Annotated in this window: 11 protein-coding genes; 6 read left to right on the top strand and 5 right to left on the bottom strand. The window is 57.5% G+C overall.

Going from position 1 to position 12,455, the window contains the following annotated elements:
* Nucleotides 1-4: 4 nt before the first annotated feature.
* From pcaF to HALA3H3_RS08640, 5 genes are all read right to left on the bottom strand, one after another.
* Nucleotides 5-1,207, bottom strand: coding sequence for a 3-oxoadipyl-CoA thiolase (pcaF, locus tag HALA3H3_RS08660; RefSeq protein ID WP_053857155.1), 1,203 nt, complete (start codon nt 1,205-1,207; stop codon nt 5-7).
* Between the two features lie 26 nt (nt 1,208-1,233).
* Nucleotides 1,234-2,007: a CoA-transferase subunit beta gene (locus HALA3H3_RS08655; protein WP_022521158.1), complete on the bottom strand. Its 774-nt coding sequence runs from the start codon at nt 2,005-2,007 to the stop codon at nt 1,234-1,236.
* Entirely contained in the window at nt 2,007-2,840 is an 834-nt protein-coding gene (locus HALA3H3_RS08650; protein WP_022521157.1) for a CoA transferase subunit A, read from the bottom strand. Before HALA3H3_RS08650 ends, HALA3H3_RS08655 begins: the two co-directional genes overlap by 1 nt.
* A gap of 199 nt (nt 2,841-3,039) precedes the next feature.
* Nucleotides 3,040-4,368, bottom strand: a complete 1,329-nt coding sequence (locus HALA3H3_RS08645) for a class-II fumarase/aspartase family protein (RefSeq protein WP_022521155.1) — start codon at nt 4,366-4,368, stop codon at nt 3,040-3,042.
* A gap of 119 nt (nt 4,369-4,487) precedes the next feature.
* Nucleotides 4,488-5,171 carry a TetR/AcrR family transcriptional regulator gene (locus HALA3H3_RS08640; RefSeq protein WP_022521154.1) on the bottom strand — a complete coding sequence of 228 codons (684 nt, stop codon included), beginning with the start codon at nt 5,169-5,171 and terminating at the stop codon, nt 4,488-4,490.
* Between the two features lie 168 nt (nt 5,172-5,339).
* On the opposite strand from HALA3H3_RS08640, the gene HALA3H3_RS08635 reads away from it, so the two are divergent.
* The 6 genes from HALA3H3_RS08635 (at nt 5,340) to HALA3H3_RS08610 (ending at nt 12,053) form a co-directional block, all read left to right on the top strand.
* Nucleotides 5,340-6,431, top strand: coding sequence for a DctP family TRAP transporter solute-binding subunit (locus tag HALA3H3_RS08635; protein WP_022521153.1), 1,092 nt, complete (start codon nt 5,340-5,342; stop codon nt 6,429-6,431).
* An 88-nt stretch (nt 6,432-6,519) separates the two neighbouring features.
* The gene (locus HALA3H3_RS08630) at nt 6,520-7,017 is read left to right on the top strand and encodes a TRAP transporter small permease (RefSeq protein WP_022521152.1); all 498 of its coding nucleotides are present in this window, start codon (nt 6,520-6,522) and stop codon (nt 7,015-7,017) included.
* Nucleotides 7,014-8,279: a TRAP transporter large permease gene (locus HALA3H3_RS08625; protein ID WP_022521151.1), complete on the top strand. Its 1,266-nt coding sequence runs from the start codon at nt 7,014-7,016 to the stop codon at nt 8,277-8,279. The genes HALA3H3_RS08630 and HALA3H3_RS08625 overlap by 4 nt, the downstream gene beginning before the upstream one ends.
* Before the next feature lie 28 nt (nt 8,280-8,307).
* A complete protein-coding gene (locus tag HALA3H3_RS08620) occupies nt 8,308-10,179 on the top strand; it encodes a bifunctional sugar phosphate isomerase/epimerase/4-hydroxyphenylpyruvate dioxygenase family protein (RefSeq protein WP_022521150.1) in 1,872 nt (623 codons plus the stop codon).
* Nucleotides 10,176-11,054, top strand: a complete 879-nt coding sequence (locus HALA3H3_RS08615; RefSeq protein ID WP_022521149.1) for a shikimate dehydrogenase family protein — start codon at nt 10,176-10,178, stop codon at nt 11,052-11,054. Before HALA3H3_RS08620 ends, HALA3H3_RS08615 begins: the two co-directional genes overlap by 4 nt.
* Nucleotides 11,055-11,369: 315 nt before the next feature.
* A complete protein-coding gene (locus HALA3H3_RS08610) occupies nt 11,370-12,053 on the top strand; it encodes a GntR family transcriptional regulator (protein ID WP_022521148.1) in 684 nt (227 codons plus the stop codon).
* Nucleotides 12,054-12,455: the final 402 nt, after the last annotated feature.

Here is a 12,455-nt window from a genome sequence, read left to right as displayed (position 1 = left end):
TCCGTTAAACGCGTTCAATCAGCGTGGCGATACCCTGCCCCACACCTACACACATGGTACACAGTGCGTAGCGCTTGCCGCTGTTTTGCAACTCATGGGCGGCGGTCAGCAACAGGCGGGCACCGGACATACCCAGCGGGTGCCCCAGCGCAATCGCGCCGCCGTTCGGGTTGACGCGTGGGTCGTCGTCGGCCAGGCCGAGGTCGCGCATACACGCTAACGCTTGGGCGGCAAATGCCTCGTTGAACTCAAACACATCGATATCGTCCATGGCAATACCGGTGCGCTTCAGCAGTTTCTGCACTGCCGGTACCGGCCCGTAGCCCATGATGCGCGGCTCGACGCCTGCCGTGGCCATACCAATAATTTTCGCCATCGGCTTAAGACCGTGCTGTTTGACCGCCGCTTCGCTGGCCACCAGCATGGCTGCCGCGCCGTCGTTGACACCGGAGGCGTTACCCGCCGTGACGCTGCCACCTTCACGAAAAGGCGTCGGTAGGCCTGCGAGCTTCTCCAGCGTGGTTTCCCGCAGATGCTCGTCCTGGTCAAAGATCAGCGGTGCCTGCTTGCGTCGCGGGATTTCGATGGCGGTGATTTCCTGGGCAAAGCGCCCGGCCTTTTGGGCGGCAGCGGCCTTCTGCTGAGAGCGCAGGGCAAAGGCGTCCTGATCTTCGCGAGAGATATTGAACTGCTCGGCGACGTTCTCTGCGGTCTCCGGCATGGAATCGACCCCAAACGCTTTCTTCATCAGCGGGTTGACCAAGCGCCAGCCAATGGTGGTGTCTTCGAGTTTTTGACTACGGGCGAAGGCGCTATCGGCCTTGCCCATCACGTAGGGCGCGCGAGACATGGACTCCACGCCGCCGGCCAACGCCAGCTCCATTTCACCCGCTTTAATGGCGCGAAACGCGGTACCCACCGCGTCCATACCCGAGCCGCACAGGCGGTTCATGGTCGTGCCGGGTACCGAAGTGGGAATGCCCGCCAGCAGCGACGACATGCGCGCCACGTTACGGTTATCTTCCCCGGCCTGATTAGCACAGCCCATGAAGACTTCTTCAATGGCGGCAGGGTCGAGATCCGGCGCTTCTGCCAGTACGGCTTTAAAAATCGTCGCGGCAAAATCATCCGGGCGTACGCTGGCCAGGGTGCCACCAAAACGTCCCACGGCGGTGCGGCGGGGATGACATAGAAAGACGTCTTGCATAACAACATCGCTCATAAATAGCTCCTTTATGCGTCCGCGTGGGCCCGTTCGGTGCGCGCTTTGAGCTCACGCAAAATCGTCAGCTCGTTTTCGCTGGGCTCTGGAGTGCTTTCGAGCTGTTCGGCAAAGCGGATTTCCCAGCCGGTCGCGTCAATAACGTCTTCGCGGGTAACGCCAGGGTGCAGCGATACCACCACCAGCTCCTTGGTCTCCGGATCAGGCTTCATCACGCACAGGTCGGTAATCACCCGGGTGGGGCCTTTGCCGATATTAGGTACGTTATCGCGCCCTTTGCCGTCGCGGCCAAAGCCTAGCGTGGTGACGAAATCGACGTCTTTCACAAAGGCCCGCTTGGAGTGCTTCAAGGTGATAAACACTTCACCGGCATTGGTGGCGATTTCTGGTGCGCCACCGCCGCCCGGCAGGCGTACCTTAGGCGCTTTGTAATCGCCGATCAGCGTGGTGTTAAGGTTAGCAAAGCGGTCGATTTGCGCGGTGCCTAAAAAGCCCACGCTCACTTTGCCGCCCTGTAGCCAGTAGCGGAACATTTCGGGCACTGCCACGGTGGTCAGCGCTGACTCACACAGTTCGCCATCGCCGATGGAGAGCGGCAGCGTATCGGGCTTGGTTTGCAGCGTGCCGGACTCATAAATCAGCACCACATCAGGGGCGTGAGTCAGCCGCGCCAGGTTGGCGGCTTCCGAGGGAAGGCCGATGCCCACAAAGCAGGTCATGCCATTTTCAAGTGCCCGCGCAGCGGTCACCGACATCATTTCAGAAGAGGTATATTCCAGACTCATTAGGCTTTCTCCCCTGCATGATGTTGGGCAACGTTATAGACGTTGTCATCGAGCCACTGGGTGAAGGTGTCGCGGTCGCGAGCAATCGCATCCCACTCTTTATAAAAGCGGTTGCTGCGGCCGTAGTAGCCGTGGGTGTAGGAAGGCAGCGCGCCTTTCTCCGCTACCGCAACGGCGCTGATGGCCCAGCTGGGAATCACGCAGGCGTTGGGGGTAGCCCCCAGGCCATCAACAATCTCTTCCACCGTGACAATACTGTGCTTGGCGGCGAGTACGGCTTCTTTCTGTACGCCAACGATACCCTCTACCAGCACGTTTCCCTGACGATCCGCCCGTTGGGCGTGGATAATTGAGACGTCCGGACGCACCGACGGCACGGCGGCCAAGCGCTCACCGGTGAACGGGCACTCGATGAATTTGATTTGATCGTTGACGCTGGGCAGTTCGCTGCCGATGTAGCCACGAAAAACAGCCAGTGGTAACCCCGCGGCGCCCGCTTCGAAGGCGCAGGCCATGGCAGCGTGGCTATGCTCAAGAATCTCGATCTTGCACGGCCAGCCTTTCTCAACCGCATCACGCAGGCGGTGTAGCGATCCCACACCAGGGTTACCACCCCATGAGAAGATCACTTTTTTAGCACAACCCGCGCCAATCATCTGATCATAGATGATATCGGGGGTCATGCGGATCAGCGTCAGGTCACGTTTTTTCTGACGGATCACTTCGTGACCGGCAGCAAACGGAATCAGGTGGGTAAAACCTTCCATGGCCACGGTGGCGCCGTCTTGGACGTAGCGCGCTACCGCGTCATGCAAGCTGAGAAACTCGGCCATGATGGGTGCCTCTTAGCGGGTCGTTGGCGTATTTGTTAGTGAACTACAGCATATTGTTCGTTGAGCGAACATAGATCCTCTATACGAACAATCTACTGCTGAACATTCATTGGGTCAAACCCAACGGCGTCCACCTCACGGCCTACCGAATCCATCACCCCTTTCACAATCGAACTTAACGCTTTGTTTTTAAATACGCTTATTGGATTTCTAGCCATTTTCTGGCGCGCATGACCTGGGCCGCGCTGCTACCAAGGTATAAAGCGGGGTCGCAGGCATTACGCAGCGCCTCGGGGTCTACGGCCCCTTTCACATCAGGATGATGGGCGAGCACATCAGAATAGGTGCGTGCTTCCCGGCGTGAGGTTTCTGCTGCTTCTGCGCTAACAGCCTTGGCTCTATCCGTGCCTAGCGTAGGCGCCAGTATACGTGCGACGGGCTCCGCCATAATGCCGCCGCCAGTGGCCGACAGATTGCGCCACATGTTGTCGGGGTACACCTCGAGCCCCTCCAGCAGCACGGCCACTTGCTCTAGCGCACCCTCTACCAGCAGAGCGCTTTCCATCAGTGGCGCCCACTCCGCGTGCCACTCCCCCAATCCACGCTCAAGGGGTTGGGCGGCAGCGTTGATCAAAACGCTGGTGTGGCCATGCACTTGCCGCGCCGCGCCGCGAATCAGCGCGCTGCGTACTGGATTACGCTTATGGGGCATGGAGGAGGACTCCCCCATCCCGGGTGCCGAGGGTTCCGCGACTTCGCCGACCTCGGTCTGGGTGAGTAGCGCCACATCCAGGGCGATTTTTTCAGCGGCACCGGCGACCGCGTCTAACCCCGTACCGATGGCATGAATGGGGTAGCGGTCGGTATGCCAAGGCAGCACCGGCACCGCCAAGCCTAACCGCTCGGCCAATGCGTCCATCCACTCAAGCCCAAGGTTATCCCAACCCGAGTGCACGCCCACCGCGCCACCAAACTGAACGGGTAGCTCAACAGCGCTTAAACGGCGGCGCGCCTGCTCCAGGCCAATTGCCCAGAGAGCCACCTTCACCCCAAAAGTAACGGGGAGTGCCTGCTGCATTAACGTTCGACCCACCATGGGCGTATCAGCGTGAGCGTTCATCAACGTGAGCGCCGCTGAACGGCAGCGCACCAACAGTTCATCCAGCGCTGCCAAGCGTGGTTTAAGTAGGAGCATCAGCGCGGAGTCGACGACATCCTGGCTGGTCGCCCCTTGATGCCAGTAACGCTTGATGTCATCGGAAAGCAGCGAGCGGCTCTGCTTTACAAACGGAATCGCCACATTGCCACCGCTGGCGATGCCCGCTGCGATCTCTTCGCTATTGAAAGCCGCATTTTCCAACTGTTCGTGCATTTGCTGGCTAACCCCAGCAGGTACCGCGCCGCTGGTTTCCTGTACCTCGGCCAGGGCTAATTCAAAGGCCAGCATGGCATTCACCATGGCGTCATCGTCACACTCAGCGACGGCGCGCTGGCTCATAAAAGGATGCTTTAAAAATCCAGCAGGCATGGGCGTTACGCCTCCTATTAACGTTGTTCAGAACCAGCAAAACAGTTCATAAAGGCACGACTTAGAACAGAATTGTACATATGTTCGTCATTCGAACCATACGCTAAATAGGCCGGTACTTACGATTGCGACAGCGTGGCGTCAGTGCCCACGTAGCGCAGTACCATCTCGGTAACGTGATCTTCTAGTTTGCGCTGGTTCTCAGGCGCGGCTTGTTGCCAATCAAAAATCCGCGAAAAGGTGTGCTGGTTTGAGACATTGAAAAACGACAGCGCGCTAATCAGCCAGTGCAGTTCCCGAGGATCCAAGCCTTCACGAAAACAACCCTCTTCTACACCGCGGATATAAACGTTGGTGAGTACATCAATCACCCCGGCATTGAGTGATTGAATCAACTCTGACTGCGCTAAAAAGCGGCCATGATGAATATTTTCGATCATTACCAGGCGAATAAAGTCAGGGTTTTTGGCGTGGTGGCAGAAGGTAAAACGCACCAGTCGGCTAAGCGCCTCGAGCGGGGCCAGGTGGTCAAGATCCAGCTCGGCCTCCTGCAGGCGCACTTTCTGGTAGGCGGCTTCCAAGGTGTGTAGGTAGAGCGTCTCTTTATCATTAAAGTAGTAGTAAATCATGCGCTTAGAGGCGCGTGTTTTCTCGGCGATCTCATCGATCCGGGCCCCAGAGAGGCCTTTTTCTGAGAATTCGCGGGTAGCCACCGCAAGAATATCGGCGCGTACGGATTCGGGGTCATTTTTACGCCGTCGCCCCGCGGCAGGGGGACTGGCCTTGGTAGAAGGAGCTGTCATAGAGCATGCCTTTTATTGTCGTGGTCGTCTTTGGTCTAGTATGCCATAGCTTGACTGAACGTACCATTTCGTACATTGTTTATTGTGACAGGATGGAACGGCTAAACACGCCACTGCTTTAGGCTTTTCCAGACCTTATAACAACGGCCCGACAAGAGGACAACAACAATGTCTCTGACCCCTATGTTTACAAGCCCTATGTTTACCAACCCCAAGTTTATGGCCCCAAGGTTTACATTGAAGCAACTGCCTTTGAAACGCGCGCTGACGGCGGCCCTCGCGACGGCAACGCTGGTTGCCGCAGCGAATGCTTCTGCCCAAACGCTACGCTTTGCCCACGTCGACCCCGATGACTGGACCACCTCCAAAAAAGGCGCGGCGGGTCAGGTGTTTAAAAATCTGATAGAAGCCGAAACAGATCTCACCGTAGAGCTCTACCCCGCCGGAGCACTAGGTGGCGAAACCGAGCTGATTGAAGGCGCTCAGGATGGCACTATCAGCATTGCGATGGTCTCCGGCGCCTATGCCAACTTCTGCCCGGCGGTCGCTGTCACGGATATCCCGTACACCTTCCCGTCTGCGCCAGTGGCGTGGCAAGTGATGGATGGCGAGTTTGGTACAGCGTTGGCCGAGCACTGCTTGCAGGAAACCGGCCTACGCACGCTGGCTTACGGCGAAACGGGCTTCCGCCACTTCACCAACTCCGTGCGCCCGATCAACTCGCCTGAGGATATGGAAGGCCTGAAGTTCCGCGTTCAAACCATTCCGCTCTACCTGGAAATGGTTAGCGCTTTGGGTGGCGAGCCCCAGGGTATTGCCTGGGGTGAAGTACCCACAGCGCTGGCTACCGGCGTAGTCGATGGCCAGGAGAACCCGATCTCCGTGATCTACGGCAATAATTTCTATGAGTTTCAGGATTATTTGACCCTGGATCGCCACGTTTACGGCGTCGATCACCTGCTGATTAACGATGAGATCTTTCAGTCGCTAAGCGAGGAAGAGCAAGCTGCCGTTAAGCGTGCCGCCGTGGTTGCGGGTACCACCGGCCGTGCCATTCAGCAGTTCAACTCGGCTGAGGGGATCACCAAACTGGAAGCAGAGGGCATGGAGATCACCCAGCCCACCGCTGAGCAGATGGAGGCCTTCCGCGAAGCCGCCCAGCCGCCGGTTCAGGCGTACCTGACCGAAGAGCTTGGCGATGACGCAGAGTGGATTGAGCGCCTTTCTTCCGCTGTGGAAGAGGCGTCCGCGCGCTTCTAACCCCTGCCTAAACAAAGCGCGTTGCGAGTGGGCCTTAGGTGGCCCACTCGCGACCCTGCGTGCCTGACTATCGATCGAAGGTGCTCTTATGTCTCATCTTCTCGCCCGGCTACACCGCGGCCTGATCCTGTTCAATGGCAGCTTGGCAGGGCTTGCCATGGTGCTTATTTTCCTGCTGGTCGCGGGCAATGCCTTTGCGCGCTACACCTATGGCGGCTCCATTACCTGGGGAGAAGATACCGCCATCTATTTGATGATTTACGGCCTAATGTTTGGCATGTCCTGGGCGTACTTGCAGGACAAACATATCGGCTTTGACCTTATTCGTCGTCTACTGCCGCCGCGCTGGGTGCGCTGGCAGGCCGTGGCCGTTGACCTAGTAGTGCTTGTGGTGGGCATTGGCTTGATGTGGTCAGCCGTTGAATTCCTCGCCTCCCGCGGAGGCCGCACCTCATCAAGCACGGGGATGCCGATGTGGCTGTTTCAAGCCTCCATGCTAATTGGCGGCGGGTTGCTCAGCCTCTCTGCACTGGTGATGGCGGGCCTGCGTCTGAGCAATCAACAGGACGAGGAGACATCCGCATGATCTTTATACTGCTTCTAGCCCTTATTCTGCTTGGTGTGCCGTTTGCCTTTGCCATCCTCGGTTCGCTAACGGTGCTGATGAGCACCGGCGATTTGCCCTACCACATCCGTATCGTCTCTCAGCAGTTTTTCGGCGGGATGGAGTCTTTCCCGCTGCTGGCCATACCGCTGTTTATTTTGGCTGGCGAGCTGATGAACGAGGCGGGTATCACCCACCGGATTATTAACCTCGCCACCGCTATCGTCGGCCGTCTTAAAGCCGGACTGGCACACGTGAATATCTGGGCCTCGGTGATTTTTGCTGGCCTTTCCGGCTCGGCGATTGCCGACACCTCCGCGTTAGGGCGGGTGTTCATACCGTCAATGGAAAAAGAGGGCTACCCCCGGGATTTTGCCGCTGCGCTCACAGCTGCCTCTTCGGTCATTGGCCCGATTATTCCACCCAGTATTCCGGTGATTATCTATGCACTGACGGTGTCGGGTGTGTCGGTACCGGGACTGTTTTTGGCTGGTATCGTGCCGGGCTTTTTGCTGGCATTGGGGCTCTCCATCTACGTCTACTTTTTTGCTGGTGACCTTGGCGCCACCCAGTCAAAACAGCAGTCGCGCCGCCACGCCCTTCTCCACGGTCTGCTGCCTGCGCTCATGCCAGTGTTTGTGGTCGGGGCCATTCTTGCCGGTATCGTCACGCCCACCGAGGCGGCAGCCTTTGCCGTGGTCTACGCGCTGATTCTGGGCGTGGTGCTCTACCGCAATATCAAACTGGTGAACCTGCCCGCTATCTTCGCCCGGGCCATGCGCGACAGCGCGGTGATTATGGTGATCATGGGCGCCGTAGCGGCGGCCAACTGGGTGTTAACGTTTGAGCGCGTGCCCAACATGCTCACCGAGTGGGCACTGATGAGTATCGATACCCAGTGGACCTTCCTGATCGCCGTGATTCTGCTCCTGTTGGTGGTGGGTCTGTTTTTAGAGGGTATAGCGGCGATCTTGGTGCTCGTGCCGATCCTCCATCCCATTGCCATGGCGTTGGGTATCGACCCGCTGCACTTCGGCATCGTGGTGATCTTCAATCTGATGATGGGGCTGATCACGCCGCCCATGGGACTCTGCCTTTTTGTCGCAGACTCCGTCTCCGGCGTGGGAATGGGGCCAATTATCCGCCGCATTCTGCCGATGCTGGGCGTGCAGTTTTTGATTCTGCTGCTGATTACTTTCGTCCCCGCACTGGTCACCTTCCTGCCGCGACTGGCGGGTTACTGATGCTATTCAATGTAAGGAGCGTGATGCCATGTACTCATCCATTGCCACGGTTTGCCTAAGCGGCTCCCTGGAAGAGAAGGTAGACGCCATTGCTCAAGCCGGCTTTGAGGGGCTTGAGCTGTTTGAAAATGACCTAACGGCGTTTCCCGGCACGCCGCGGGAAGCGGGTGAGTTGATTCGCGCCCGCGGCCTTAAGCTGGTCACGCTCCAGCCGTTTCGCGATTTCGAAGGGCTGCAGGGGCGCGCACGGGAGCGGGCCTTTGACCGCGCCGAGCACAAATTCGACCTGATGGAGGAGCTGGGTACGGATCTGCTCATGGCGTGCAGTACCGTTCATCCCGACGCACTACCAGGCTTAAGCCGCGCCGCCGATGACTACTATGAGCTGGGCGAGCGTGCCGCGCGGCGTAATCTCCGCGTGGCCTATGAGGCGCTGGCCTGGGGTCGGCATATTCACGACTACCGCGATAGCTGGGAGGTGGTTCGCCGTGCAGCCCACCCCAATGTCGGCCTGGTGTTGGACACCTTCCATATCTTCTCCCGCCAGACCGAGCTGGGCACCATTGGCCGCATTCCGGGGGATCGCATCTTTCTGGTGCAGACCGCCGATGCACCGCGTCTCTCCATGGATCATCTGTCGTGGAGCCGCCACTACCGCTGTTTCCCTGGCCAGGGCGAGCTGCAGATGGATAAATTCATGGCCATGTTGGATGAGACCCGTTACGACGGCCCGCTCTCCCACGAGATCTTTAACGATGTCTTCCGCATGGGCCACAGCGACCAGACGGCCCGGGACGGGCTGCGTTCCTACCACTTGCTACGCAGCATGCAGGGCGACAGTGGCATTCCCGCACCGCAGCCGGTCGAGTCGGTCGCCTTTCTGGAAATTGCCGTTGAGCCTGCGGATTTAGCACCGCTGCGCGAGCTGCTCAGTGCGTTGGGTATGGCCTGCGTGGGGCGCCACCATACGCTTAACGCCGAGCGCTGGGCGGCAGGTGACGTTAATCTGGTGCTTAATGCCGAATCGAGCTTTACCGGCCGCACGCCAGGACGCGATGCCACCGCAGTAACGGCGATTGGCCTGCGCGTGGCAAATGCCTATGAGGCGTTTAAACGTGCAGACAAACTTGGCTACGATATTGTCGAACCTGAAGAAGTGGGCGCCAGCCACCGCATGAGCGCCCTGCGCAATGTGGATGGCAGCCTCTCCTACATTATTGATGACTCGCAGCTAAGCCGCACCTGGGATCGCGAGTTCCCTGTCGATGTGCAGCCGGTTCCTCAGGGGGCGCTGGTGGATATCGACCATATCAGCGTGGCGCTCTCCTACCACGACTACCTCTCGCTGATGCTGCAGTACCGCGCTATTTTCCAGCTGGCGCCAACACCCTCCTTCGATGTCACCGATCCCCGCGGGCTGATCCAAAGCCAAGTGCTGCAGAACTACAACGGCCGCTTTCGCCTGGCGCTTAACGCCAGCGCCTCGCCGGATACCGCCAGCAACCGCTTTGTGCGCCAATACGGCGGCTCGGGGATTCATCATGTCGCCCTGCGCACCAACGCCATGCGCGACACCAGCGCTGCGCTGCAGCAGGCGGGCACGCCGGTACTGCCAATCCCCGGGAATTACTACCGCGACCTGGCCGCGCGCTTCGACCTACCGGCGCAAACCCTGCAATGGATGCAAGCGCACCACATCCTCTTTGATCAGGACAGCGACGGTGACTTCCATCAGCTGTATACCCAACCCGGCCGCCAGGCGTTCTTCTTTGAGCTGGTGCAGCGTGAAGGGTACCAAGGGCTGGGGGCGCCGAACGCCTTTGTACGCGTCACCGCGCAACAGCGTTTGGAAGCGGCTATTAGCAGTCGTCATCAAGACAAGGGGGAGAGCCAAGCATGATCAAACTGGGGCTAGTAGGCGAGGGTATAGCAAAATCACAATCTCCCGATCTCCATGAGCGCTTGGGGGAATCATTGGGAGTGCCGGTGCGCTACGATTTAGTCGACAGCCTGGGGGTGACGGGTTTTGACTTTCCCAGCGCTATCCAAGCACTGCGCAGTGAGGGCTACCGGGGGACCAATGTCACCTTCCCTTTTAAGGAGAGAGCCGCGCAGCTGGCCGATATCCGCGGTGAAGGGGTGCGCCGGGTAGGCACCGCCAACACGCTGCTGTTCGATGAGCGCGGTCTACGCGCTGAAAACACCGATTACACCGGTTTTATCAGCGCCTACCGCCACTCTTTCGGCGACCAACCCGCGGGTGAGGTACTGCTGATTGGCGCCGGTGGCGTTGGGCGTGCGGTAGCGTGCGCGCTGGGAGAACTTGCCGTTAGCCACATCAATATTCTTGAACATGACACTGCCCGGGCAGAGAGCCTCAGCCGTGATCTTAACGCGATGGGCATTAAGGCGACGTGCATCACGCCAGAGCAGGCTCAGCGAGAACTGCCTCATTGGCAGGGCGTGGTCAACTGCTCCCCCATTGGTCACATCAATCACCCCGGCTGCCCCATCGATACCGCTGGGCTGAGTAGCCAGCACTGGGTCTTTGATGCGGTTTACATCCCCGCCCACACCGAGCTGTTAAACGCCGCCCACCAGGCGGACGCCAAAACACTGTCGGGTGTTGACCTGTTTGTGTTCCAGGGCGTGGATGCGTTTCGCTTTTTCACCGCCGATTGCATCGCCTCCGAACAGATCGATCCGCATGTGATACCGCTGCGTACGCATTATATTGAACAGTTGGTCTCCTCTTCTGCTCAATTCGTAACATAAAGCTCGGGCCATGAAGCACGAACAGATGCAAGGGAGCTGCGTTTTCGTTCTTAAAGCACCAACGTCAACCCTTGTCAGAACGACAGGTCTATGAGGAAACTCAACCTAATTCCCCTTTTCAGGTTACATGATAGCTTCAACCAGAGAGTGCTATATAAATCGACATGATCTACTTCAATACGACTTATTTTCAGAGTTGTATTTGGAAAGATAGGCACGTAAGAAATTGAATACTGTATGCTAATGGTAGATTTTTTTTTATAGTGGCGATTTATAGTGGGCTATAAAAGCCGGAAAGAGGGTAACTAGACCAATATGCCCAGCAAGCAAACCATGAACTTAGGACGCATTAAACGTCCGCGAACTCTAGCGATGGAAGTAGCGGATGAACTGAAGGCGGCAATCATCTCCACCAAGATTGGTCTAGGAGAAATACTTTCGGAAGAGCGTGTAGCGACCGAAATGGGTGTTAGCAGAACCCCTGTCCGCGAGGCTTTCTCGATTCTTCAGCACCAGGGGCTGCTTACAGTGCTACCTCGTCGAGGCAGCATTGTCTTCCGTCCAGATGCTAGCGACATTGAGATGCTGGTCGACTTCCGCCGGCAAATGGAACTGGGTGCAGCGAAGCTGGCTATTAACAGTGCGCCCGCCGAAACGTCGTCTGCACTGAACCGTATAATTGAAAGCATGGGCCACGCGCGTAACAACGATGAGTTACTAGCCTACACCGAGGCTGACGACGCCTTTCATGCCACTTTCTTCGAATTCTGCGGTAACCCTTATTATGGACAAGCTTACGAGCTGATCTCGGGGCGTATTAGTGCACTTCGTGCGCACCTTTCCGTGCCGCTGCAGATTTACCGCACGAAGGCTTATGACGAGCATTTAGCCATCGGGAACGCCTTCGAGGAAAGGGACGAGGAAAAGCTTCTGATTGTCTTGGAGCAGCATATCTCAGCAATGACAGAAAACTATGTGAAGGCGCTTGCCTCACTCTAATACCTGCCGAATTGACAGCCATAGACTCGGTGCCCTGTTTCGCATAAGAGTGATATTGCCTATATACGGCATACGTGGCTTTCAATCCTTCCCTCAGCTATTCAAACCAATCGATAACGAGGGCTTGAACTTTGTTTCGCAGAATTCAGGCCTGACATGTCATTGGTCCTGTTTGCTCGCTGAATGCGGCGTTCTCTATCTAAGCTCAACCACCTCGGATTCATACTAGCAATAGCAAAGAGACTAGCTTAGCCCCAAGGAACTGCTAACAGCACCTCACTTACCCGCCATCCTGTTACACAATCCAATATCTTCCAGAGTCACTCAGCGAAACGCCATGGTTTACCAGGGAGCATGACGTTGCGTCTGAGACAGAGGCAGAGGCAGAGGCAGAGGCAGAGG

This window comes from Halomonas sp. A3H3, from assembly GCF_000982975.1.
GTDB classification, from domain to species: domain Bacteria; phylum Pseudomonadota; class Gammaproteobacteria; order Pseudomonadales; family Halomonadaceae; genus Vreelandella; species Vreelandella titanicae.
This window is presented reverse-complemented; position numbering and strand designations above follow the sequence as displayed.

What these genes read in the sequence shown, in the direction of transcription:
- HALA3H3_RS08620 (WP_022521150.1), top strand. Translation starts at nt 8,308, where the DNA reads ATGTACTCATCCATTGCCACGGTTTGCCTAAGCGGCTCCCTGGAAGAG.
- HALA3H3_RS08610 (WP_022521148.1), top strand. Translation starts at nt 11,370, where the DNA reads ATGCCCAGCAAGCAAACCATGAACTTAGGACGCATTAAACGTCCGCGA.
- HALA3H3_RS08655 (WP_022521158.1), bottom strand. Translation starts at nt 2,007, where the DNA reads ATGAGTCTGGAATATACCTCTTCTGAAATGATGTCGGTGACCGCTGCG.
- HALA3H3_RS08625 (WP_022521151.1), top strand. Translation starts at nt 7,014, where the DNA reads ATGATCTTTATACTGCTTCTAGCCCTTATTCTGCTTGGTGTGCCGTTT.
- HALA3H3_RS08635 (WP_022521153.1), top strand. Translation starts at nt 5,340, where the DNA reads ATGTCTCTGACCCCTATGTTTACAAGCCCTATGTTTACCAACCCCAAG.
- HALA3H3_RS08630 (WP_022521152.1), top strand. Translation starts at nt 6,520, where the DNA reads ATGTCTCATCTTCTCGCCCGGCTACACCGCGGCCTGATCCTGTTCAAT.
- HALA3H3_RS08615 (WP_022521149.1), top strand. Translation starts at nt 10,176, where the DNA reads ATGATCAAACTGGGGCTAGTAGGCGAGGGTATAGCAAAATCACAATCT.
- pcaF (WP_053857155.1), bottom strand. Translation starts at nt 1,207, where the DNA reads ATGCAAGACGTCTTTCTATGTCATCCCCGCCGCACCGCCGTGGGACGT.
- HALA3H3_RS08640 (WP_022521154.1), bottom strand. Translation starts at nt 5,171, where the DNA reads ATGACAGCTCCTTCTACCAAGGCCAGTCCCCCTGCCGCGGGGCGACGG.
- HALA3H3_RS08645 (WP_022521155.1), bottom strand. Translation starts at nt 4,368, where the DNA reads ATGCCTGCTGGATTTTTAAAGCATCCTTTTATGAGCCAGCGCGCCGTC.
- HALA3H3_RS08650 (WP_022521157.1), bottom strand. Translation starts at nt 2,840, where the DNA reads ATGGCCGAGTTTCTCAGCTTGCATGACGCGGTAGCGCGCTACGTCCAA.